The following is a 21887-nucleotide window of genomic DNA, read 5'->3' on the forward strand; positions in this document are numbered from 1 at the left end:
TCAGCCCTGTACGCCGGCGCCGGCGCGTGGGGCCGGCACGGTGGCCGCCTCGCCGGCGGTGACCAGGTCGCCGTCGCGGTAGAGCAGTGACCGGCCGGGTCGGGGCACCACCCAGCCGGTGTCGCCCGGTTCGGGTTCGCCGCCCTCGGCGACCACCACCTGCACGCTGGTCCGCCCGCCGCCGTCCCCGGCCGTGCCGCCGTCGCCGGCCGTGCCGGCGTCGGCGGTCGCGTCGGCGGCGTCGTCGCTGGGCACGTCCAGCGAGACCAGGGAGACGCTGCCCAGGTTCTCCACCACCACGACCTGCCCGGTCAGCGCGCCGGGGACCGGGCTGGGGGAGTAGTCGAGGTATTCGGGCCGCACCCCGTACACCAGCCGCTCGCCGTCGGTGACCTGGCCGCGGGCGTCGTCGGGCAGCGGCAGCCGGGCCCGGCCCACGGCCAGTTCGTCGCCGTCCACCCGGGCGTCGACGAGGTTCATCGGGGTGGAGCCGATGAAGCCGGCGACGAAGGTGTTGGCGGGGCGGCGGAACACCTCGGTGGGGGTGCCGACCTGGCGGATCCGGCCGCCCTCCATGACCGCTATCCGGTCGGCCAGGGCGAGTGCCTCGGCCTGGTCGTGGGTGACGAAGACGGTGGTGACGCCGAGTTCGCGTTGCAGCCGCTTGAGGAAGGTGCGCGCCTCCAGCCGGAGCCGGGCGTCGAGGTTGGACAGTGGCTCGTCGAGCAGGAACACCTGCGGGTGGCAGGCCATCGCCCGGGCCAGCGCCACCCGCTGCTGCTGGCCGCCGGAGAGTTGCCCCGGACGGCGCGCCAGCAGCCCGGACAGGCCGAGCTCGTCGGCGGTCTCGGCGGCCTTGTCGGCGCGGGCGCGCCGGTCGACCTTCTTGATCCGCAGCGGGTAGGCGATGTTCTCCTGCACCGTCATGTGCGGGAAGAGGGCGTAGTCCTGGAAGACCATGGCCACGTCCCGCTTGCCCGGGGGCAGGTTGGTGACGTTGCGCTCGCCGATGTGCACGCTGCCGCCGGAGGCGACCTCCAACCCGGCGATGGTGCGCAGCAGCGTGGTCTTGCCGCAGCCGGACGGGCCGAGCAGGGCGAAGAACTCGCCGTCGGCGATCTCCAGGTCGAGGGCGTCCAGGGCGCGTACCCCGTTGGGGTAGACCTTGGTCAGTTCGCGCATGGTGATGGCGGACATCAGCGCTTGATCCCTCCGTGGAAGCGGAATCCGTACCGGCTGCTGACGAAGACGAACATGAGCGCCACCGGCAGCGAGTAGAGCAGCGAGAAGGTGGAGAGCAGCCGCAGGTCGGCCTGGCCGCCCTCGGTGTAGAGGGTGTACATGATCACCGCGGCGGGGGCCTTGTCCGGGCCGCGCAGCAGCAGGAACGGCACCAGGAAGTTGCCCCAGACGTTGGCCACCGCCCACACCCCGACGGTGGCCAGGCCGGGGCGGACCACCGGCACCACGATGTGCCGCATGATCTGCAACGGGCTGGCGCCGAAGACCCGGGCCGACTCCTCGTAGGACGTCGGGGTGGAGTCCATGAAGTCCTTGAGGATGAAGATGGCCGCGGGCAGCAGCCCGCCACTGAGGATCAGGATCACCCCGAGCCGGGAGTCGATCAGGTTGAGCCGGAAGGCCAGCTCGAACAGCGGCACCATGGTGGCGGTGCCGGTGACGATCGAGGACAGCAGCAGCAGCCCGTAGAGCAGGGCGTCGCGGCCGGGCACCCGGACCCGGCTCAGCGCGTACGCGGCGAGCGCGGCGAAGACCACCACCAGCGCCGCGGTGCCGCCGGCCAGGTAGACCGAGTTGAGCAGCGAGCTGAGCGCGTACGGGTTGTCCAGCAGGGCGCGGAAGTTGTCCAGGGTGAACTGCGGCAGCGACGCGGTGATCGTCGGGGTGTCGTCGAACGGGGCGGTGGCCAGCCACAGCAGCGGCAGCGCGAAGAACCCGAGCACGACGCAGAGGAACGTGTAGCGGCCGATCCGGGCGAGCACGTGCCGTATGGCGATGGTCGGGCCGTCGCCGGTCGGCTCGGTGGTGGGGGCGGACGGTGCGGTGGTGGTGGTCACGCCGGCTCCTTCCGCCGGCCCAGCATGCGCAGGTAGACCAGCGCGATGACCAGGTTGATCAGCAGCATGAGGAACGAGATGGCGGCGCCGAAGCCGAGTTCGCCGCCGGAGAGCGCCACCTTGTACACGTAGACCGGCAGGATCTCCGAGCGCTGCTCGGGGCCGCCGGCGGTGATCAGGAACGGCGCGAAGTCGTTGAACGTCCAGAGGCTGATCAGCAGCAGGTTGGTCAGCACGTGCCCGCGGATGCGGGGGAAGACCACGTCGCGCAACTGCTGCCAGGTCGACGCGCCGGCCAGCCGGGCGGTCTCCAGGTGCGAGCGGGGGACGTTCTCCAGCGCGGCGGCGTAGAGCATCATCGAGAACGCGGTGCCGCGCCAGGTGTTGAAGATGATGATCGACAGCATCGGGTAGTCGAGCAGCCAGGCCATCCCGGGGATGCCGAGCAGCGCGTTGAGCGTGCCGGCGTCCCGGTCGAGCAGGGCGATCCACAGGAACGCGACCACCGAGCTGGGCAGGATCCAGGAGAGCAGGACCAGCCCCTCGACCAGCCGGCGCAGCGGGCCGCGCCGGTCGCGCAGCGCGAACGCGATGGCGAAGCCGAGCCCGGCCTGGCCGATGACCGCCGAGCCGAGGACGAACTGGAGGGTCAGCAGCAGCGAGGTGCGGAACCGCTCATCGCCCAGCGCCTGGGTGTAGTTGTCCAGGCCGACGATCTCCGGGTTGGCGGCGGCCAGGCCGGTCAGCCGGTAGTTGGTGACGCCCAGGTAGATCGTCCACGCCGCCGGCACCACCAGGAAGACCAGGATCAGCACCATGGCGGGGACGAGGAACCCGGTGGCCCGGGCCCGGCCCAGCCCGGCGGCGTCGGGGGCCGCGGAGGCGCCCGTCGCCGGGCGCGCTCCCTCGACCACCTCGTCAGGAGGTGACGTTACCTGGACCACCGACGAACCCTTCGACCTTCTTCTGGTACGCGCTGGCCGCCTCGTCCACGCTCTTGCCCGCCGTGACCTCGGCGGTCGCCTCCTGCAGCGCCACCGAGACCTGCGGGTAGACCGCCAGCGGCGGCCGGTACGCGGTGATCGGCAGCACCTTCTCCGCGACGAAGTTCAGCATCGGGTCGGCCGCGAGCACCTCCTTGTTCACGTCGGTGCGGGCGGTGATCCGGGCGGCGCCGGCCAGTTCGGCCTTGACCGCCTCCGCCGAGTGCATGAACGACAGCAGCTCCCACGCCTGCGACGGGAACTTCGAGTTGGGGTTGAGCACCCGCACGCCGCCGCCGGACATGCTGACGAAGTCCTGGCCGCGGATGCCCGCGCCGGGCTGCTTGGCCGGGATCATCGCGTAGCCGACGGTGGTGTCCCGGTCGGCCATCTTGGCGATGCCGTCCTTCGGGTTGACCACGCTGCGCCAGAAGTAGTCGCCCTCGGCCAGGATGCCGATCTTGCCGGCGGCGAACTCCGCGAAGGACTTGTCCCGGCCCTTCGCCTCCTGCTGCAGCTTCGGGTCGCCCAGCCCGCCGCCGTAGACCTTGGCGTAGAAGTCGAGCATGTCCTTGACCGGCTGGCTGGCGCCGGCCCACTTGCCGCCCGCGTAGATCTCGCCGCCGGCGCCGACCAGCAACGGCAGCGCGCCCTGCATCGAGGTAGCCTCGCCCATCGCGGTGCCGGCATTGATCTGGATCGGGGTCACCCCGGGCAACGCCTTGAGCTTGGCGCCGGCGTCGAGGATCTCCTGCCAGCTCCTGGGTTGCCAGTCGGCGGGCAGGCCGGCCTGGGCGAAGAGCTTCTTGTTGTAGTAGAGGACCCGCCCGTCGGTGCCGAGCGGGATGCCGTAGCGCTTGTCCTCGAACGAGCCGAGGCCCTGCACGGTGTCCGGGATCTGCGACCAGCCCTCCCAGGAGTCCACCTGGTCACCGGCCACCTCGGACAGCGGCTTGAGGTAGCCGGCCTGGACGAACTCGCCCACCCAGATGCCGTCCACGGCGATCACGTCGGCGCCGCCCTTGGAGCGCAGGTCCAGGGCCAGCTTGGTCTTGTACTGCTCGTCGTCGACGCCGCTGGGCACGAACGTCACCTTCGCGGTGACGCCCTTGGCCTTCTGCGCCTCGACGAACTTGGGGATGACCCAGTTCTGGATCCACTCCGCACCGGCGGCGTTCTTGCCGCCGGCGATCGCGTTGGCGGAGATGGTGAGGGTGATGTTCTTGGCGTCCTTGCCGGCGGGCTCGTCCGAGCCGCCGCAGGCCGTGGCGGTGAGAGCGACGGCGGTGAGCGCGGCGAGCACGCCTGCTGCGTGTCTCGGCTTGGCTGACATGGGCTGCTTCCCTTCGCAAGGAGAGACTTCGAAGAGACTCGCGGGTCGCCCGCCGGGCCGCACGTCCGGCGCCGGCGGTGCTTGCGGCCACAATGTCATGACAGCTTGACGACGTAAATACCTGTCACTGAAATGAGCGCGAAACACTGACCGTCACCGCTCGGCGACCGTCACCTCCAGCGAGTACCGGCTGGCCCGGTAGATGTGCGCGCCGTGCTCGACGTAACGACCCTGGTCGTCGTACGCGGTGCGGGTCATGGTGAGCAGCGGCGCGCCACGCCGTTCGCCGAGCATCTGCGCCTCGGCGGCGGTGGCGGCCCGGGCACCGATCCGCTGGTGGGCGCCGCGGATCCGCCGGCCGCCACTGCGCAGGATCGCGTACAGGCCGTCGGCCTGCAGCGCCTCCATGGTCAGCTTGGGCAGGTCGACCGGGAGCCAGTTCTCCATCACCGCGAGGGGCTCGCCGTCGGAGAACCGCAGCCGGCGCAGGTGCTGCACCTCGCCGCCGGGCGGTAGGCCGAGCGCGGCGGCGACCGCCGGCGGGCAGGGCACGACGGCCAACTCCAGCACCGAGGTGGACGGGCGCTGGCCGGCCCGGACCAGGTCGTCGTGCAGGCTGGTCAGCTCCACCGCCCGGCGTACCTCGCCGCGCACCACCTGAGTGCCCACGCCGCGGCGGCGGACGATCAGTCCCTTGTCGACCAGATGCTGGATGGCCTGCCGCACGGTGGGCCGGGACAGGCCCAACCGGTCGGCCAGCTGCAACTCGCTGTCCAGGCGGTCACCAGGGGCCAGGTCACCGCGCTGGATCGCCGCGGCGAACTGCTCGGCGACCTGGAAGTAGAGCGGGACCGGGCTGCTGCGGTCGACCGCGATCTCGGGGCCGGTCACCGGAGTGCCGCCAGGATGTCCTGCCGTTCAGGGCGGGGAGGAATGGCAGATGCACTTTTAGCCACGATCGTTTCCTTTGGTAAGATTTGTGGCGTGAGGACGGCCTACAAGTGTCGGGCGTACCCGACGCCCGAGCAGGCTGCGGTGCTGAACCGCACGTTTGGCTGTGTGCGCATCGTCTGGAACCGCGCCCTCGCGGCGCGACACGCCCGCTGGCACACCGAACGCAAGTCCACCTCCTACGCGGAGACAGACCGGGCGCTGACGCAGATAAAGAAGCTGCCGGACCTGGCGTTCCTCAACGAGGTGTCGTCGGTGCCGCTGCAGCAGACGCTGCGCCACCAGCACAACGCCATGACCGCCTTCTTCGCCAAGCGCGCCCGCTACCCGCGGTTCAAGTCCCGCCACGGCCGCCAGTCCGCCAGCTTCACCCGTTCCGCCTTCCGGATGCGCGGCGGCGTCCTCAGCCTCGGCAAAACCCCCGGCACCCTCGCCTTCGTCTGGTCCTGGCCGGACGTCAACGTGACCACACTCAACCCGACCACAGTCACGGTGTCCCGCGACCCGGACGGCCGCTGGTTCATCACGCTCGCCGTCGATGTGCAGGCTCCGGCTACACCCGAGCCGACCGATCGGGCCGTCGGTGTCGACCTGGGGCTGACCGACTTCGCGGTCCTGTCCACCGGGCAGCGCATCCCGCACCCGAAGCACATGGAACGCCGCGAACGACGGCTGAAGCGGTACCAGCGGATGATGGCTCGCAAGAAGAAGGGCTCCGCGAACCGCGCCAAGGCCAAGCGGAAAGTGGCCCGCGCCCACTCCCGAGTCCGGGATGCGCGACGCGACTTCCTCCACAAGGCCTCGACCGAACTGGTCCGCCGGTTCGACGCCATTGCCGTCGAGGATCTGGCCGTGGCGAACATGGTGCGCAACCGCAGCCTCGCCAAGGCGATCTCCCGCTGCGGCTGGGCCGAGTTCCGAACCCTGCTGACGTACAAGGCGCACCGCGACGGCCGGCACCTCGCCGTGGTCGACCGCTGGTACCCGTCCAGCAAGACCTGCTCGGCGTGCGGACACCTGCTCGCCACGCTTACCCTCGGCACACGACGCTGGTCGTGCCCGAGTTGCGGCACCCGGCACGACCGGGACATCAACGCCGCTAAGAACATCGCCGTCGCCGCCGGGCTGGTGGAGACGAAAAACGCCTGCGGAGCGGACGTCAGACACGAGGTTTCTCCTTCCGTGCTGTCTGCGGTGAACCAGGAACTCGCGGGCGCGAGCCCGGGAATCCCTCACCTTTAGGCGGGGGAGAAAGTCAAGGAAACCTCCTCGCTGCGGCGGCGCGGCGGCTGCGCGGGGTCTGAGCGGGATCGGGGCGCATGATGGGCGCCACTGTACCGAAGCGGTCACCGAGCGCAGAGCGCGGATGTCATGACAACACATTGACACAACTCACACGGCACTGTTACCAATCAGGGACGGCAACGAGCCGGCGGGTACGCCGACGCCGGCCGGGACGGAGGGCGCCGCATGCTCGATGTGCTCACCATCGGCCGGGTCGGGGTGGACATCTATCCGTTGCAGGTCGGCACCCCGCTGGCCGAGGTCGAGAGGTTCGGCCGGTTCCTCGGCGGCAGCCCCACCAACGTGGCCGTCGCGGCCAGCCGGCAGGGGCTGCACGCGGGGGTGATCACCCGCACCGGCGCCGACGCCTTCGCCGACTACGTGCACCGGGCGCTGCGCGAGTACGGGGTGGACGACAGCCAGGTCCACCCGGTCGACGGGATGCCCACCCCGATCACCTTCTGCGAGATCTTCCCGCCGGACCACTTCCCGCTCTGGTTCTACCGCACCCCCACCGCGCCGGACCTGCAGATCCACCCCGACGAGCTGGACCTCGACGCGATCGTGGCCGCTCGCGTCTTCTGGCTCACCGGCACCGGCCTGTGCCAGCAACCCAGCCGCGCCGCGCACGCCGCCGCGCTGGCCGCCCGGGACTGCCGCCCGCACACCGTGCTGGACCTCGACTACCGGCCGATGTTCTGGCCCGACCCGGCCGCCGCGGCCGCGGCCGTCGCCGAGGTGCTGCCCCGGGTCACCGTCGCCGTCGGCAACCTCGACGAGGTGGAGGTCGCGGTCGGCACCCGCGACCCGGACCGGGCCGCTGACCTGCTGCTGGCCCGCGGGCCCCGGCTCGCCGTGGTCAAGCTCGGGCCCGCCGGGGTGCTCGCCCGCACCGGGCAGCAGAGCGTACGGGTGCCGCCGGTGCCGGTGGACGTGGTCAACGGGCTCGGCGCCGGCGACGCCTTCGGCGGGGCGCTCTGCCTCGGGCTGCTGCGCGGCTGGCCGCTGGAGCGGACCCTGCGCTTCGCCAACGCCGCCGGTGCCATCGTCGCCTCCCGGCTGGCCTGCTCCGCCGCCATGCCCGACTACGCCGAGACCGCGGCGCTGGCCGGGGACGTCACGCCGCCGCCCGCGCCGTCGACCGTCGTCCTGACAGGAGAAGACCGGTGAGCACCGAGTACGCCGCGCTGACCCGCACCCGCGCGCACCGGCCACAGGCGATCGCCGAAGCCGCCGCCCGCCGTACCCGCCGGCCCTGGCCCGAGCCCGGCCGCCCGCTGTTCGTCATCGCCGCCGACCACCCGGCCCGGGGCGCCCTCGGGGTACGGGACCGGCCGATGGCCATGGCCGGCCGCGCCGACCTGCTCGACCGGCTGCGCCTGGCGCTGTCCCGGCCCGGCGTCGACGGCGTGCTCGGCACCCCGGACATCCTGGAGGACCTGCTGCTGCTCGGCGCGCTGGAGAACCGGCTGGCCATCGGCTCGATGAACCGCGGCGGCCTCTCCGGCGCCAGCTTCGAACTCGACGACCGGTTCACCGCGTACGACGCCGACAGCATCGCCGCGATGCGCTACGACGGCGGCAAGATGCTCTGCCGCATCGACCCGGGCGACCCGGGCACCGCCTCCACACTGCAGGCCTGCGCCCAGGCGGTCACCGCGCTGGCCGCCCACCGAACCGTCGCCCTGGTCGAGCCGCTCTGGGTGGCCCGCACCAACGGCCGGGTCAGCGCCGACCTGCGCCCGGAGGCGGTCATCAAGGGCGTCAGCGTCGGGCAGGCGCTCGGCGCGACCAGCGCGTACACCTGGCTGAAGCTGCCGGCCATCGACGAGATGGAGGCGGTCATGGCGGCGACCACGCTGCCGGTCCTGCTGCTCGGCGGCGACCCGGTGGAGGCGCCGGACGTGGTGTACGCGCGCTGGCAGCGGGCGCTGCGGCTGCCCGGCGTGCGCGGCCTGGTGGTCGGTCGGGCGCTGCTCTACCCGCCGGACGACGACGTGGCCGCCGCGGTCGACCTGGCCGGCTCGCTGCTGCCCACTGGACAGGACGCGTGAGCGTGCGGCAGCGAGCGAATCATCATTACCGCTGGCGTACAGCCTCATGCCCGCCCGCAGCGAAGCGAGGGCGGGCATGAGGACGGCCGACGCCCACCTGCCCTGGGGCGGCACCGCCCGCGACCCGTGGGCGCTGGAGGTCACCCCGGAGCGGGCCGGCTGGCGGTACGCCGGCCTGCGGGTGCTCACCCTGCCCGCCGGCGGCGAGGTCAGCTTCGCCACCGGTGACGAGGAGATGCTGGTCCTGCCGCTGGCCGGCGCGGCCACCGTGCACTGCGACGGGCTGCGGCTCGACCTGGCCGGCCGCGAGTCGGTGTTCGCCGCAATCACCGACTTCGCCTACCTGCCCCGGGACGCCACCGCGACGATCCGCGGCGCGGGCCGCTTCGCCTTGCCCTCGGCGCGGGCCACCCGCCGGTTGTCGCCCCGCTACGGCGCGGCCCGGGACGTGCCGGTGGAACTGCGCGGCGCCGGGTCGGCCAGCCGGCAGGTCAACAACTTCTGCGCGCCGGACGCCTTCGACTGCGACCGGCTGGTCGCCGTCGAGGTGCTCACCCCCGGCGGGAACTGGTCGTCGTACCCGCCACACAAGCATGAGGAGGACCGCACCCACGCCGACGGGCGGGTGGAGGCGGCGCTGGAGGAGATCTACTACTTCGAGGTGGCCGGCGGCGCTCCCGGCGACGGGCCGGTCGGCTACCAGCGGGTCTACGGCACCGCCGAACGGCCGATCGACGTGCTGGCCGAGGTGCGCACCGGCGACGTGGTGCTCGTCCCGTACGGCTACCACGGGCCGTCGATGGCCGCGCCCGGCTACGACCTGTACTACCTCAACGTGCTGGCCGGGCCGGGCGCGGCGCGGACAATGGCCTGTGTGGACGATCCTCGGCACGGCTGGATCCGGAGCAGCTGGGCCGACCAGCCGGTCGACGCGCGGCTGCCGCTGACCCGGCCCGGAACGAAAGAGGCGTGATGCCCAGGTTGACGGTGGCGCAGGCGGTCGTGACGTTCCTCGCCCGGCAGTGGTCCGAACGCGACGGGCGGCGGCAACGGCTCATCCCGGCCTGCTTCGGCATCTTCGGCCACGGCAACGTCGCCGGCGTCGGCGAGGCCCTGGCCACCGCCGGGGCCGACCTGCCGTACCATCTGTGCCGCACCGAGCAGGGCATGGTGCACACCGCCGCGGCGTACGCCCGGATGACCGACCGGATGAGCACCCTGGCCTGTACCACGTCGATCGGGCCGGGAGCGACGAACCTGGTCACCGGCGCGGCGGGCGCCACCATCAATCGGCTGCCGGTGCTGCTGCTGCCCGGCGACATCTTCGCCACCCGGGTGGCCAACCCGGTGCTCCAGGAGTTGGAGGACCCGCGCTCCTACGATGTCAGCGTCACCGACGCGCTGCGGCCGGTCTCCCGCTACTGGGACCGGATCAACCGGCCGGAGCAGCTGCCGGCCGCGCTGCTGGCCGCGATGCGGGTGCTGACCGACCCGGCGGAGACCGGCGCGGTCACCCTCGCCCTGCCGCAGGACGTGCAGGCCGAGGCGTACGACTGGCCCGACGAGCTGTTCGCCGAGCGGGTCTGGCACGTGCCCCGGCCGCTACCGGACATCGCGGCGCTGGCCCGGGCGGCCGGGATCGTCCGGGCCGCCCGCCGGCCGCTGGTGGTGGCCGGCGGCGGGGCGATCTACAGCGGGGCCACCGAGGCGCTGCGCTGGTTCGCCGAGGAGCACGGGGTGCCGGTGGCCGAGACCCAGGCCGGCACCGGTGCGATGCCGCACGACCACCCGCTCGCCCTCGGCGCGGTCGGCGTCACCGGGACCACCGCGGCCAACGAGATCGCCGCCGGCGCGGACGTGGTGCTCGGCGTGGGCACCCGCTACAGCGACTTCACCACCGCCTCCGGCACCCTGTTCGGCGCCGACGTGCGCTTCGTCAACCTGAACATCACCGGCTTCGACGCGGCGAAGCTCTCCGGCACGCAGGTGGTCGGCGACGCCCGGGAGAGCCTCGCCGCGCTGGACGCGGCCTGCGCCGGCTGGGAGACCCCGCCGGAGTACCGGGAGCAGGTGACCCGGCTGCGCGAGCGGTGGGCGGCGGTGGCGGACACCGCCCGGCACGCCGCCCCGGACGCGGCGCCGACCCAGACCGCGGTGATCGGCGCGGTCAACGACGCCGCCGGCGACCGGGGCGTGGTGGTCTGCGCGGCCGGGTCGATGCCCGGCGACCTGCACCGGCTGTGGCGCAGCGCCGACCCGAAGAGCTACCACGTCGAGTACGGCTACTCGTGCATGGGCTACGAGATCCCCGGCGGCATCGGGGTGAAGCTCGCGGCGCCGGAGCGCGAGGTGTTCGTGCTCGTCGGCGACGGGTCCTACCTGATGCTGCCGAGCGAGCTGGCCACCGCGGTCGCCGAAGGCGTCAAGCTGGTCGTGGTGCTGGTCGACAACTCCGGCTTCGCCTCCATCGGGCGGCTGTCCGAGAGCGTCGGCGCGCACCGGCTCGGCACCGCCTACCTCGACCGGGCCGGAGCGCCGCTGCCGGTCGACCTCGGCGCCAACGCGGCCAGCCTCGGCGCGGAGCTGATCCGGGTGTCGACAATGGCGGAGCTGCGCGCCGCCCTGACCGCGGCGACGGCGGCGACGCGTACCACCGTGGTGCACGTGACCACCGACCGGTTCGAGGCCGGTCCGGACGCCGGCGCCTGGTGGGACGTCCCGGTCGCCGAGGTGTCGACGACGGAGCAGGGGCGGGCCGCCCGGACGGCGTACGAGACGGGGCGTAAGGGCCGGCACACCCACCTGCGGCCCGCCTGACTCCGGCCGCCGCGGCGTCGGACGTACGCGCCGGGATCGCCCGGCCGCCCGTTGCTCAGCCGTCCAGCCGCACGGCTGGGTAGCGGTGGCGATGCTGCGCGAAGAACCGATCGAACTGGCTCAGCGAGAGCGGCTCGGGGATCGGGTACCGGGCGGGTATGGCCCGCAGGGCCGACTGGAAGCGGAAGAAGGTCGACAGGTCACTCGGGTAGCGACGAGGATCCACTCCGGCGAACGAGCCCGCCACTGCCGCGCGTCGCAGCAGTGCGTGCCACCGGTCGACGGGTGCCAGTCCCACGGATTCCACCCCGTGACAGAACAGCGCGAGGTGGAGGTGGTCGTAGGTGTCCGACTGATCGAGGTGGCGGGCGAGGGCGTCGGCGGAGGACTGGACGGGGAAGGTGCTCCAGTAGGGCACGCAACCGGTCCGCAGCGCCCACCAGGGGTCGATCAGGATGAACGACTCCACCAGCAGTCGATCGGCCGGCAGGCCGCGTTGGCGGTACCACCAGCGGTACAGGTCGGCGACGAGTGGGCTGAGGTCCTCGGGATCGTCGAAGACGAGCCGCCGTACCTGGTAGCCGTGCCGGCGCGCGAACGCGATCGCGTCGTCCCGGAGCGCCGGTTCGAACCCCCACTCCGCCTCCGGGCTCTCGCCGTCGGGCGTCGGCGCCTCCCACCGGGTCCGCCCGGCTCCGTAGCGGCGCAGGTACGCGGCCGTTCGGCGATCGCCTTCGTGGTATTGCGAGGGCTCCAGCCCGCCGACGGCACCGAACTGGAAGACGTGCCGCTCGCCGACGCGGGTCGTCGGCCATCGCCGGGTGCACTCGGCGAGCAGCAGCACACCGCCGGCATCGAGCGTCCGGTTCAGGAATCGCTCGTACGCCGGGCCGAGCCGGGTGCGTTTGACCCGGAAGTAGGCCATCCGCCGTGACGTCAGCCGATCCTGGTTCGGATCATGCAAGTGGTGCAGGACGAAGTCGGGGTTGCGGGCCAACAGCGCCTGGGCGGTGGTGTCGAAGGCGTGCACGGCGCGCATCGGATCATCCGGGGGCACCTGCCGTTGTCGGAGCGGCAGCAGCAGCGTCTGGGGCAACCACGCGATACCGAGGGCCGCGCAGAGATGGACGAGCGCGCCGTTGGACGAGCCGACCACGACCGCCGGATATCGGCGCGGCGGGTAGAGATCCACGATCCGGGCGGCGACGTCCTCGATGTCGAGGGTGGCCATCCGCGCCGCCGGCCGCCCCTCGGCACCGCTGGCGAGGCTGTAGATCGTCTCCCGCAGCCGGACCGGAAGCCGGGTCGCCGTGGCGGCCACCGGGCGCAGCAAACGGCCGGTCGGCCGGCCCATCGGTGGCGTGTCGCGATCGCGCAGGAAGCGGGCAGTCGACATGACCATTGCGGAAGCGGAGTCGAAGGTGGCCACCGCACGGGGTAGTTTCATCTCACCTCCCGCGGGCGGGTACCCCGAAAGTCGCCCGGTACGCCCGATTCCGTCCGCAGCTGTCGGGTAACCCCGGGTATGCGGAGCAAGCCTCAGCCGTACGCGCCACCGTTCCCGACAAACGTCGCGACGTCGTACCACGACGGTCCGCTGGGTCGGATGCGCAGCCGGGCGGTCGGCGAGCCGCGATCCGACCTGCCCGAGCTGGTGCTCGTCCAGGGCATGGGAGTGGCCGACTACCTGATGCCGGGCCTTGGCGCCCTCGGCGAGTGGACCCGGGCACACCTCGTCGAGTTGCCCGGCTTTGCCGGCAGCGGCGACCCGCCGCACGAGCTCACCGTGCCGGAGTTCGGTCGTGCCGTCGGCGAGTGGCTCACCGCCCGACGACTCGGCCCGGTGGTGCTCGCCGGCCATTCCAGCGGCACCCAGGTCGCCGCGCAGGCCGCGGTGGGCCGGCCCGACGTGCACGGCGTCGTCCTTGCCAGCCCGACGGTGGACCCTGCCGCTCGCAGCCCACTGCGGCTGTTCGTCCGCTGGCGGCTGGACGGACGCCGCGAGCCACCGGGGCTGACCGAGTCGCACCGCCCCGAATGGAAGCGGGCCGGGCTGGGCCGCATGCTGCACCTGGCACGCGCGCACCTCGACCACCCGATCGAGGAACCGGTGGCCCGTCTCGAGGTTCCGCTGCTGGTCATCCGGGGTCGCGACGACGTGATCGGCACGTCCCGGTGGGGTCGCCGGCTGGCTGCTCTACCGCCTGCGGGCGAGTACGTCGAAGTCGCCGGCGCCCACACCTTCCCCTGGCGGGACCCGAAAGCGTGGTCGGAGCCGATCCGCCGCTTCGCGACCAGCGTCGGCTGATCCTCATCTGACGGGGCCCGCCGACCGGTTGGCGCCTGCGGCTACCCGGGCGGTGCCGGCAGCGCGGGCGGATGCCGACGGGCGCGGGCCGCGTCGGCGGCGGCGGCCCCGACGAGGACCGCGAGGGCCGCCGCGGCGACCAGCAGCGGCGGTGCGTGCAGCAGCGGCGGCGCCAGGGCGGCCAGCACGAGGATGCCGATCAGCCAGGCGCGGGGCGTCCGGGCGAAGACGGCGTACTCGAAGCCGGCCCGGCCGGCCAGGAACAGCGCGGGTCCGCCGAGGAGGGCGGCGACCCAGGCCGGCTGCGAATGCCCGAGCGGATGCTTGATGATGATCTCGTCGCCGACCGCGGTGGCCACGATGCCGGCCAGCATGACCAGGTGAGCGAGCGCGGCCCACCGGGCCAGGCTGTCCGGCTTGCGGGCCGCGGCGATGGCGGCGGGCAGCAGGTCACCGGCCCGGTAGACGTAGATCCGCCAGAACAGCACAGTGCCGGCGAACGCCACCACGAACGCCACGATCCGGTCGGCCGCGAAGCCGGTACCGCCCAGGGTCAACGAGGTGACCAGGATCAACTCGCCGAGCGCGATGATGAAGAGCTGCCGGTACCGCTCGGCCAGATGCTCGGCCAGGACCGGGAAGTCCGATTCGGGCGAGCGGCCCAGCCCCGGCGTGGGGAAGCGGAGGATCCCGCCGGTGTAATCGACCGCGACCGCCAGCGTCCAGAGGACCGGCCGCGCGGGACCCGCCATGAGCGCGCCGGCGAACCACGGCACCGCCGACACACCGAACCAGAACAGCAGTCGCAGGCTTCTGCGCTGCAACTGGTGACCGCGCAGGGCGAGGACGAAGTAGACCTGGCGGCCGACATGGATGGCCACGTACGCCCCGGCGAAGACCAGCCCGCGGGCCCCGAACGCGTCGGGCAGCGCGGCCACCATCAGCAGGCTGCCCAGCATGGTCGCGGTGACCAGGAACTGGATCTCCATGCGTTGCGGGTCGTACAGGTTGGTCGTCCAGGTGGTGATGCTCCAGGTCCACCACATGGCCAGCAGCAGCACCAGCGTCTGGAAAGCCCCGCCCCAGCTGAGGTCCCGCATCAGGCCCCGCGAGAGCTGCACGAGCGTGGCGACGAACACCAGGTCGAAGAAGAGCTCAAGGAAGATCGCCCGGCGCGGCCCCCGGGGCCCTCGCAGCAGCCTGGCCCCGCCCGTCGTCACCGGCCCGCCCGTTCTGCCGGCATCGTCGCACGTGCGGCATCCGTACGCGGTCCCGGCGGACGCGGAACTGCTAGGCGGGGGGAGAGCGACCGGCGCGGTGCAGCGTACGGCGGGCCGGCCGGCGAGCCGGAGCGCCGGCCGGGGGCGCGGTGGTCGCGCCCACGCCGGGTGCTCCGACGCGCCGAGGGACGGTTCATCGGTACGAGGACCGGTGCGACTGGTCGGGCGCGCTCAGCGCACCGATGGGAAGGCGGTGCGCAGCCCCGCGGTGCGGGTCCGCAGCGCCTGCAGGTCCACCTCGGGGATCTCCACCGTAAACCGCCGTATTCCGGCTGCGTCCACCCGCGCTTCGGTCTTGACCGCCATGGGGCCACCCTTCCAGTGCCGCGATGTTGGTCTCGCGCCCCCGGATACCACCTGACGTGCCCGCTACACCTGGGCTGACCTGGGGGTGGCGGTGACCGGCCGCGGCCGGCCGCGTCAGCCGGCGCTCTCCCCGCGCCGGGGCAGCTTCCACTCCGGCCGGACGAAGTGACAGGTGTATCCGCCGGGATTGCGCTCCAGGTAGTCCTGATGCTCCGGCTCGGCCTCCCAGAAGGGCCCGGCGGGGCTGACCTCGGTGACCACCTTTCCCGGCCACAGGCCGGAGGCGTCAACGTCGGCGATGGTGTCCTCCGCGACCCGCCGCTGCTGCTCGTCGGTGTAGAAGATGGCGGACCGTTGACGTTCTCCCCGCCCTAAAGGGCGGGGATTCCCTCCGCGTTGCGCGTGGAACAGCGCGTGGCGCTCGGGCGGATTCCTGTTTCACGGCGCGGTGCCGGCACGGATGCCGGTCTTACCTGCGCTCCACAGGCGTTTGAGTTGTCCCAGCGTCCCTGGGCCAACACGTTGATCGCCGCGTTCACGTCCCGGTCATGGGTCGCCCCGCATGGGCAGGTCCATGACCGGACGTTGAGCGGCTTGGGTCCGTCGATCCGGCCGCACGCTGAGCAGGTCTGCGACGTGGGTGCGAAACGGTTGACCTTTGCGAACCTCCGCCCGGCGCGGGCGGCCTTGTATTCCAGCATTGCGGTGAAGCTGGCCCACCCGGCGTCGTACACGGACTTCGCCAGCCGGGTACGGCCGAGACCAGCCACGCACAGGTCCTCGACGTACACCGCTTGGTTGTCGCGGATGATCGCCGTGGACAGCTTGTGCTGCCAGTCCCGCCGGGTGTCGGCCACCCGGGCGTGCGCCCGCGCCACTTTCTTGACGGCCTTCTTGCGGTTGCTGCTGCCCCGCTGCTTGCGGGACAGATCCTGCTGCAACCGCTTGAGCTTGCGGGCCGCACGGCGCAGAAACGTCGGTGCCGTGACCTTCGTGCCGTCCGAGAGGACCGCGAAGTGCGTCAGCCCCAGGTCGATACCCACCTCGGAGTCGACCGGCGGCAGCGGTTCGTCGGTGGTCTGCACGACGAACGACGCGAAGTACCGCCCAGATGCGTCCCGGATAATCGCCACGGACGACGGGTCCGCCGGAAGGTTGCGTGACCAGCGCACGGGCAGGTCGCCGACCTTCGGTAGGCGCAGGCGGCCATTGTCGAGGACCTTGAACCGGGAGTTCTTGGTGAACCGGATGGCCTGCCGGTTGTCCTTGCGCGACCGGAACCGCGGCGGCGCGACCGTGCGGCCCCTGCGTTTCCCAGACAGGGAGTTGAAGAAGTTCCGGTACGCGGTGTTCAAGTCCGCGAGTGCCTGCTGCAACACCACGGCCGAGACCTCGCCCAGCCATGCCCGCTGCGGGGTCAGCTTGGCCTCGGTGATCAGCCGTCGGGACAGCTCGGCGTCGCAGATGTACCTCTCGCCCTGCTCGCGTGCCTGCTGGCGCAGACGCAGCCCGTCGTTGAACACCACCCGCGCACACCCGAACGCCCGAGCCAGCTCGATCTGCTGGCCCGGCGTCGGGTAGACGCGGAAGTTGTAACGAAGCTGCACATCGGACAGTCTACCCTTGGTCTATGGCTGGCTCCCTGGATGTTCGCACCGGTAGACACTGCGTCTTCGTCCTGCACGCCCACTTGGTCTTCGTGACGAAGTTCCGGCACAGGGTGTTCACCGACCAGCACCTGACCCGCCTAGAAGAAATCATGCGGGCGGTGTGCGCCGACTTCGAGTGCGACCTGGTCGAGTTCACCGGCGAGGGCGAGCACGTGCACCTACTGGTCAACTTCCCGCCGAAGGTCGCCTTGTCGAAGCTGGTCAACAGTCTCAAGGGTGTGTCCTCACGACGGATACGGCAGGAGTTCCCCGACCTGGTACCCCACTACTACCAGACCAACAGGCTGTGGTCCGCCTCGTACTTCGCCGGGTCCCTCGACGGTGCCCCCCTGACCGATCTGCGCCAATACATCGAGCAGCAGAACAAGCCAACCTAGAGCACGCTCGGGCCTAGGCGGCCCTCCCGCGCCGGCCTTCACCCCCGCCCTAAAGGGCGGAACACTGGCCCGCATCTCGGTAGCTGAGGCCCACGTCGTTGCCCTGACGGTTCTTCGTGGTCGGGTCGTGGACCTGGAAGAAGAACTCGAGCAGGTCCCGGTAGGAGAGCTTCGCCGGGTCGTAGGCGATCTCGATCGCCTCGGCGTGGGTTCCGTGGTTGCGGTAGGTCGCGTTCGGCACGTCCCCGCCGGTGTATCCGACCCTGGTGTCCAGCACGCCGGGGCGTTTGCGGATGAGGTCCTGCATGCCCCAGAAGCAGCCGCCGGCCAGGATCGCCTTCTCGGTGGTCTCAGTCATCGCTTCCGCTCCCCGTCCGGGTGATCGAACAACGTGCGGTACTCGCCGTAGCCCTCGCGCTCCAGGTCGTCGCGCGGGATGAACCGGAGGGCCGCCGAGTTCATGCAGTACCGCAACCCGCCGGTCTCCACGGGACCGTCGTCGAAGACGTGCCCGAGGTGACTGTCCCCGTGCGCCGACCGAACCTCGATGCGGAACATGCCGAGGCTGGAGTCCTGCACCTCGACCACGTTCCGCCGATCGATCGGTTTGCTGAAGGTCGGCCAGCCGGTGCCGCTGTCGTACTTGTCCACTGAGGTGAACAGCGGTTCCCCGGACACCACGTCGACGTAGATGCCCGGCTCCTTGTTGTCCCAGTACGCGTTGTCGAAGGCCGGCTCCGTGCCGGCTTCCTGAGTGACCCGGTACTGGTCCGGCGACAGCCGGGAGATCGCCTCGGCGCTCTTGCGGTACTCGGACACCGTCGTTCCTCTCGGATCGGTCGTCGGCAGGAAGTGCCGGGTCAACGGGCCTGCACGCGCGCTCCGACGCGTACCCCGCCTGCGGTCGACTAACCGCCGTCCCGCCCGCGGCCGCCGGGTTGAGCGGGGCGAGGCCGATGTCCGGAATTTCCGTTCCTGAGACGGGCCGTCCCGGCGGCGCCGATAATCCTCCCGGGCGCGGCGCCCGGCTGGCCGTACGTCCGGCCGGCGGTCCGGCGCGCACCGCGGCGCCGGCATCGCCCGCGACCGGGTGGGACGGGCGGCGGGGAGGCCGGGCATGACGACCGGGGGCAGCACCGAGTTGGTGCGCCGGCCGAACGCGTCGAACCGGGCCACCCTGCTGGAACTGCTCTTCGACGTGGTCTTCGTGGCCGCCCTGGCGCTGATCTCGATGCTGATCGCCGAGCGGGACTCGTGGGCCGGCGTCGGGCCGGTCGTGCTGATGCTGATGGCGATCTGGTGGACCTGGTCGATCACCTCGACCACCACCGACTTCTACGACCCGGACCAGCGCCCGATCCAGGCCATCCTCATGGTGACGGCGCTCGGTGCCGTGGTGACGGCGGCGGCGCTCGGCTCCGCCGCGCACGCGTTGGTCTTCGCCGTCGGATACGTGACTCCCCACGTGGTCCGGGGCCTGGTCCTGGTGGGGTGCTGCACCAGCACCAGCACCAGCGCCGGCACCGGCACCGGCATCAGGCCAAGGGACGCGCGGCGCGCTTCGTCTTCTGGTTTCTGATCTCCGGCGTCTGCTGGATCGTCGGGGCGCTGCTGCCCGGCGCGCCGCGCTGGGAGTTCTGGACCATCGCGGTGGCGATCGACTACGTCTCGGCCGCGGCGCGTTACCCCACACCCTGGCTCGGCCGGGTACCGCTCGGGCAGTACGAGCAGACGACCGCGCACCTGGGCGAGCGGTACCAGCAGTTCGTCATCCTGGCGCTCGGCGACATCATCCTGGCGCCGACCCTGAAGATCAGCACCGCGGAGTTCACCCCCGCCCGGCTGGCCGCGTTCCTCGTCGCCTTCCTCACCATGCTGCTGCTCTGGCAGATCTACGTGCTGGGGTCCGGTGCCATCCTGCGGACGCTCGCCGCCCACCTGCTGCGGCGGGCGACCCGGCTGGCGCCGTACACCCATCTGGTGATGCTGGCGGGCACCGGGTGCTCGGGCTGCTGGTGCTGGCCGTCGCGGCACCGTGGGTGGGTGGCTGGCCACCGGTCCTGGTCAGCAGCCTCGCTCTGCTGGTGTTGGCCGCGGTGGTGGTCGGGGACGTGCTGGGCGAGCGGTGGACTCGGCCGGCGCTGTGCGGGCACCCCGGTTGATTCCGCCCCGGGGCGACGGGCGGGCCCCGGTCAGCGAAGACCGGGGCCCGTGGCGGATCAGGTGAGGTCGAACCGGTCCAGGTTCATCACCTTGACCCACGCCGCGATGAAGTCCCGGATGAACCTCTCCTGCCCGTCCGCGCCGGCGTACACCTCGGCGATGGCGCGGAGTTGGGAGTTCGCGCCGAAGACGAGGTCGACGGCGGTGGCGGTCCACCGGACCTCGCCGGTGGCGCGGTCCCGGCCCTCGAACACGTTCTCGGTCTCGCTGGAGACCTTCCACTCCGTGCCGGTGTCGAGCAGGTTGCGGAAGAAGTCGGTCGTCAACGTCTCCGGCTGGTCGGTGAGGACGCCGTGCGGGGCTTGTCCCGCGTTGGCGTTGAGGACCCGCATGCCGCCGATCAGGACGGTCATCTCGGGCGCGGTCAGCGTCAGTAGGTTGGCTCGGTCCAGCAGCAGGGTCTCCGGCGACAGCTTCTGCCCGGCGCGCAGGTAGTTGCGGAACCCGTCCGCCCTCGGTTCCAGCACGGTGAACGACTCGACGTCGGTCTGCTCCTGGGAGGCGTCGGTACGCCCGGGCGAGAACGGCACCGTCACGTCGTGCCCGGCGTTCCGGGCGGCCTGCTCGACGGCCGCGCAGCCGGCCAGGACGATCAGGTCGGCCAGCGAGACCCGCTTCCCGCCGGACTGGGCGCCGTTGAAGTCCTGCTGGATCCGCTCCAGGACCGGCAGCACCGTGGCCAGCTCGGCCGGATCGTTGACCTCCCAGTTCCGCTGCGGCTCGAGGCGGATCCGGGCCCCGTTCGCGCCGCCGCGCATGTCGGTGCCGCGGAAGCTCGCCGCCGACGCCCACGCGGTCCGGACGAGCTGGGGGATGGACAGTCCGGAGGCGAGGATCGTGCTCTTGAGGGCCGCGATGTCCGCGCCCGCGATCAGCTCGTGGTCGACCGCCGGTACCGGGTCCTGCCACAGCTGCGGCTCCGGCACCCACGGACCGAGGTAGCGCGAGACCGGTCCCATGTCGCGGTGCAGCAGCTTGTACCAGGCCCGGGCGAACGCGTCCGCGAACTGGTCCGGGTTCTCCAGGAAGCGCCGCGAGATCGGCTCGTAGGTCGGGTCGACGCGCAGCGCGATGTCGGTCGTCGCCATCATCGGGGCGTACCGGACGGAGGGGTCGTGCGCGGCGGGCACGGCGTCCGACCCGGCGCCGTCCTTCGGCCGCCACTGCTTGGCGCCGGCGGGGCTCTCGCAGACCTCCCACTCGAACCCGAACAGCGTCTCGAAGAAGCTGTTGTCCCAGGTGATCGGGGTGGGCGTCCAGGCGCCTTCGAGGCCGCTGGTGATCGTGTCGGGGCCCTTGCCGCTGCCGTAGCTGTTCTTCCAGCCCAGGCCCTGCGCCTCCAGCGGGGCGGCTTCGGGCTCCGGGCCGACGTACTGGTCGGCGCGGGCGGCGCCGTGGGTCTTGCCGAAGGTGTGGCCGCCGGCGATGAGTGCGACGGTCTCCTCGTCGTTCATCGCCATCCGGCGGAAGGTCTCCCGGATGTCCCGGGCGGCGGCGAGGGGATCCGGGGTGCCGTTGGGCCCCTCCGGGTTGACGTAGATCAGCCCCATCTGGACGGCGCCCAGCGGAGCGGCGAGTTCCCGGTCGCCGCTGTAGCGCTCGTCGCCGAGCCAGGTGTCCTCGGGCCCCCAGAAGATCTCCTCGGGCTCCCAGACGTCCTCGCGCCCGAAGCCGAAGCCGAACGTCTTGAACCCCATCGACTCCAGCGCGCAGTTGCCGGCGAAGACGAGCAGGTCGGCCCAGGAGATCTTCTGCCCGTACTTCTGCTTGACCGGCCAGAGCAGTCTGCGTGCCTTGTCGAGGTTCGCGTTGTCCGGCCAGCTGTTGAGCGGGGCGAAGCGCTGGGCACCGTCGCCGCCACCGCCGCGGCCGTCCTCGATGCGGTAGGTGCCGGCGGAGTGCCAGCTCATCCGGATGAACAGCGGCCCGTAGTGGCCGTAGTCCGCCGGCCACCAGTCCTGCGACGTCGTCATCACCTCGAAGACGTCCCGCTTGAGCGCCTCGACGTCGAGGGTCTTGAACTCCTCCGCGTAGGTGAATGACTCGCCCAGCGGGTTGGCCCGGGGTGAGTGCTGGTGGAGAACCTGCAGGTTCAGCTGGTTCGGCCACCAGTCCTGGTTGGCCCTCGGCCGACTCGGCTTCGGGGTGGGGGAGGGGATTGCCGGGTTCTCGCTCTCGCTGCCGCGCTCAGGCACGTCGGTCCTTCTCCTGTCGGTTGCGTTT

General features: G+C 71.7%; 22 protein-coding genes and 1 pseudogene. 10 read left to right on the forward strand and 13 right to left on the reverse strand.

All coding sequences use genetic code 11. From position 1 onward, the window contains the following. From FHX32_RS33515 to FHX32_RS33535, 5 genes are all read right to left on the reverse strand, one after another. Entirely contained in the window at positions 1-1197 is a 1197-nt protein-coding gene (locus FHX32_RS33515; protein WP_167192045.1) for an ABC transporter ATP-binding protein, read from the reverse strand. Then, positions 1197-2078, reverse strand: a complete 882-nt coding sequence (locus tag FHX32_RS33520) for a carbohydrate ABC transporter permease (RefSeq protein WP_208419657.1) — start codon at positions 2076-2078, stop codon at positions 1197-1199. Before FHX32_RS33520 ends, FHX32_RS33515 begins: the two co-directional genes overlap by 1 nt. Continuing rightward, a complete protein-coding gene (locus FHX32_RS33525) occupies positions 2075-3022 on the reverse strand; it encodes a carbohydrate ABC transporter permease (RefSeq protein ID WP_208419658.1) in 948 nt (315 codons plus the stop codon). The genes FHX32_RS33520 and FHX32_RS33525 overlap by 4 nt, the downstream gene beginning before the upstream one ends. Next, on the reverse strand, positions 2997-4394 hold the full coding sequence (locus FHX32_RS33530; protein WP_167192047.1) for an extracellular solute-binding protein: 1398 nt from the start codon (positions 4392-4394) through the stop codon (positions 2997-2999). Before FHX32_RS33530 ends, FHX32_RS33525 begins: the two co-directional genes overlap by 26 nt. Positions 4395-4547: 153 nt before the next feature. Next, the gene (locus FHX32_RS33535; protein WP_109900027.1) at positions 4548-5285 is read right to left on the reverse strand and encodes a GntR family transcriptional regulator; all 738 of its coding nucleotides are present in this window, start codon (positions 5283-5285) and stop codon (positions 4548-4550) included. Between the two features lie 42 nt (positions 5286-5327). Between FHX32_RS33535 and FHX32_RS33540 the strand changes: the two genes are divergently transcribed. The 5 genes from FHX32_RS33540 (at position 5328) to iolD (ending at position 11500) form a co-directional block, all read left to right on the forward strand. Then, positions 5328-6587, forward strand: a complete 1260-nt coding sequence (locus FHX32_RS33540; RefSeq protein ID WP_208419659.1) for an RNA-guided endonuclease InsQ/TnpB family protein — start codon at positions 5328-5330, stop codon at positions 6585-6587. 228 nt (positions 6588-6815) lie between these two features. Continuing rightward, positions 6816-7799: a 5-dehydro-2-deoxygluconokinase gene (gene iolC / locus FHX32_RS33545; protein ID WP_167192049.1), complete on the forward strand. Its 984-nt coding sequence runs from the start codon at positions 6816-6818 to the stop codon at positions 7797-7799. Next, entirely contained in the window at positions 7796-8683 is an 888-nt protein-coding gene (locus FHX32_RS33550) for a Cgl0159 family (beta/alpha)8-fold protein (protein ID WP_167192051.1), read from the forward strand. The genes iolC and FHX32_RS33550 overlap by 4 nt, the downstream gene beginning before the upstream one ends. A 76-nt stretch (positions 8684-8759) precedes the next feature. Continuing rightward, positions 8760-9656 (forward strand): 5-deoxy-glucuronate isomerase, encoded by an 897-nt coding sequence (gene iolB / locus FHX32_RS33555; RefSeq protein WP_167192053.1) that lies wholly within the window; start codon positions 8760-8762, stop codon positions 9654-9656. Continuing rightward, a complete protein-coding gene (gene iolD, locus FHX32_RS33560; RefSeq protein WP_167192055.1) occupies positions 9656-11500 on the forward strand; it encodes a 3D-(3,5/4)-trihydroxycyclohexane-1,2-dione acylhydrolase (decyclizing) in 1845 nt (614 codons plus the stop codon). The genes iolB and iolD overlap by 1 nt, the downstream gene beginning before the upstream one ends. Before the next feature lie 55 nt (positions 11501-11555). Here the strand turns inward: iolD and FHX32_RS33565 are convergent, their stop codons facing one another. Next, positions 11556-12947: a hypothetical protein gene (locus tag FHX32_RS33565; RefSeq protein ID WP_167192057.1), complete on the reverse strand. Its 1392-nt coding sequence runs from the start codon at positions 12945-12947 to the stop codon at positions 11556-11558. A gap of 159 nt (positions 12948-13106) precedes the next feature. Here FHX32_RS33565 and FHX32_RS33570 point away from each other — a divergent pair, with 159 nt between their 5' ends. Then, entirely contained in the window at positions 13107-13808 is a 702-nt protein-coding gene (locus tag FHX32_RS33570) for an alpha/beta fold hydrolase (protein ID WP_208419660.1), read from the forward strand. Between the two features lie 41 nt (positions 13809-13849). Here the strand turns inward: FHX32_RS33570 and FHX32_RS33575 are convergent, their stop codons facing one another. From FHX32_RS33575 to FHX32_RS33585, 4 genes are all read right to left on the reverse strand, one after another. Beyond that, positions 13850-15028, reverse strand: coding sequence for a low temperature requirement protein A (locus FHX32_RS33575; RefSeq protein WP_167192061.1), 1179 nt, complete (start codon positions 15026-15028; stop codon positions 13850-13852). Positions 15029-15259: 231 nt separating this feature from the next. Then, a complete protein-coding gene (locus FHX32_RS35605) occupies positions 15260-15394 on the reverse strand; it encodes a hypothetical protein (protein WP_255562308.1) in 135 nt (44 codons plus the stop codon). A 114-nt stretch (positions 15395-15508) separates the two neighbouring features. Beyond that, entirely contained in the window at positions 15509-15805 is a 297-nt protein-coding gene (locus FHX32_RS33580; RefSeq protein WP_486481479.1) for a peptide-methionine (S)-S-oxide reductase, read from the reverse strand. Continuing rightward, positions 15766-17001 carry an RNA-guided endonuclease InsQ/TnpB family protein gene (locus FHX32_RS33585; protein WP_167192063.1) on the reverse strand — a complete coding sequence of 412 codons (1236 nt, stop codon included), beginning with the start codon at positions 16999-17001 and terminating at the stop codon, positions 15766-15768. Before FHX32_RS33585 ends, FHX32_RS33580 begins: the two co-directional genes overlap by 40 nt. A 23-nt stretch (positions 17002-17024) precedes the next feature. On the opposite strand from FHX32_RS33585, the gene tnpA reads away from it, so the two are divergent. Further along, positions 17025-17441, forward strand: coding sequence for an IS200/IS605 family transposase (gene tnpA, locus FHX32_RS33590; protein ID WP_167192065.1), 417 nt, complete (start codon positions 17025-17027; stop codon positions 17439-17441). 49 nt (positions 17442-17490) lie between these two features. Here the strand turns inward: tnpA and msrA are convergent, their stop codons facing one another. After that, a complete protein-coding gene (gene msrA / locus FHX32_RS33595; RefSeq protein ID WP_199236116.1) occupies positions 17491-17799 on the reverse strand; it encodes a peptide-methionine (S)-S-oxide reductase MsrA in 309 nt (102 codons plus the stop codon). Continuing rightward, positions 17796-18260, reverse strand: a complete 465-nt coding sequence (gene msrB / locus FHX32_RS35610; protein ID WP_167192067.1) for a peptide-methionine (R)-S-oxide reductase MsrB — start codon at positions 18258-18260, stop codon at positions 17796-17798. The genes msrA and msrB overlap by 4 nt, the downstream gene beginning before the upstream one ends. 298 nt (positions 18261-18558) lie before the next feature. Between msrB and FHX32_RS33605 the strand changes: the two genes are divergently transcribed. From FHX32_RS33605 to FHX32_RS33610, 3 genes and pseudogenes are all read left to right on the forward strand, one after another. Then, a complete protein-coding gene (locus FHX32_RS33605; RefSeq protein ID WP_167192069.1) occupies positions 18559-19020 on the forward strand; it encodes a low temperature requirement protein A in 462 nt (153 codons plus the stop codon). Next, a pseudogene (locus FHX32_RS35615) lies at positions 18933-19379 on the forward strand (low temperature requirement protein A); the annotation flags it as partial. The gene FHX32_RS33605 and the pseudogene FHX32_RS35615, both read left to right, overlap by 88 nt. Before the next feature lie 62 nt (positions 19380-19441). Further along, positions 19442-19603 (forward strand): hypothetical protein, encoded by a 162-nt coding sequence (locus FHX32_RS33610; RefSeq protein WP_167191115.1) that lies wholly within the window; start codon positions 19442-19444, stop codon positions 19601-19603. A gap of 57 nt (positions 19604-19660) precedes the next feature. On the opposite strand, the gene katG is transcribed toward FHX32_RS33610, so the two are convergent. After that, positions 19661-21859, reverse strand: coding sequence for a catalase/peroxidase HPI (katG, locus tag FHX32_RS33615; protein ID WP_167192071.1), 2199 nt, complete (start codon positions 21857-21859; stop codon positions 19661-19663). Between the last annotated feature and the right edge of the window lie 28 nt (positions 21860-21887).

The organism is Micromonospora sp. CNZ280, from assembly GCF_011759515.1.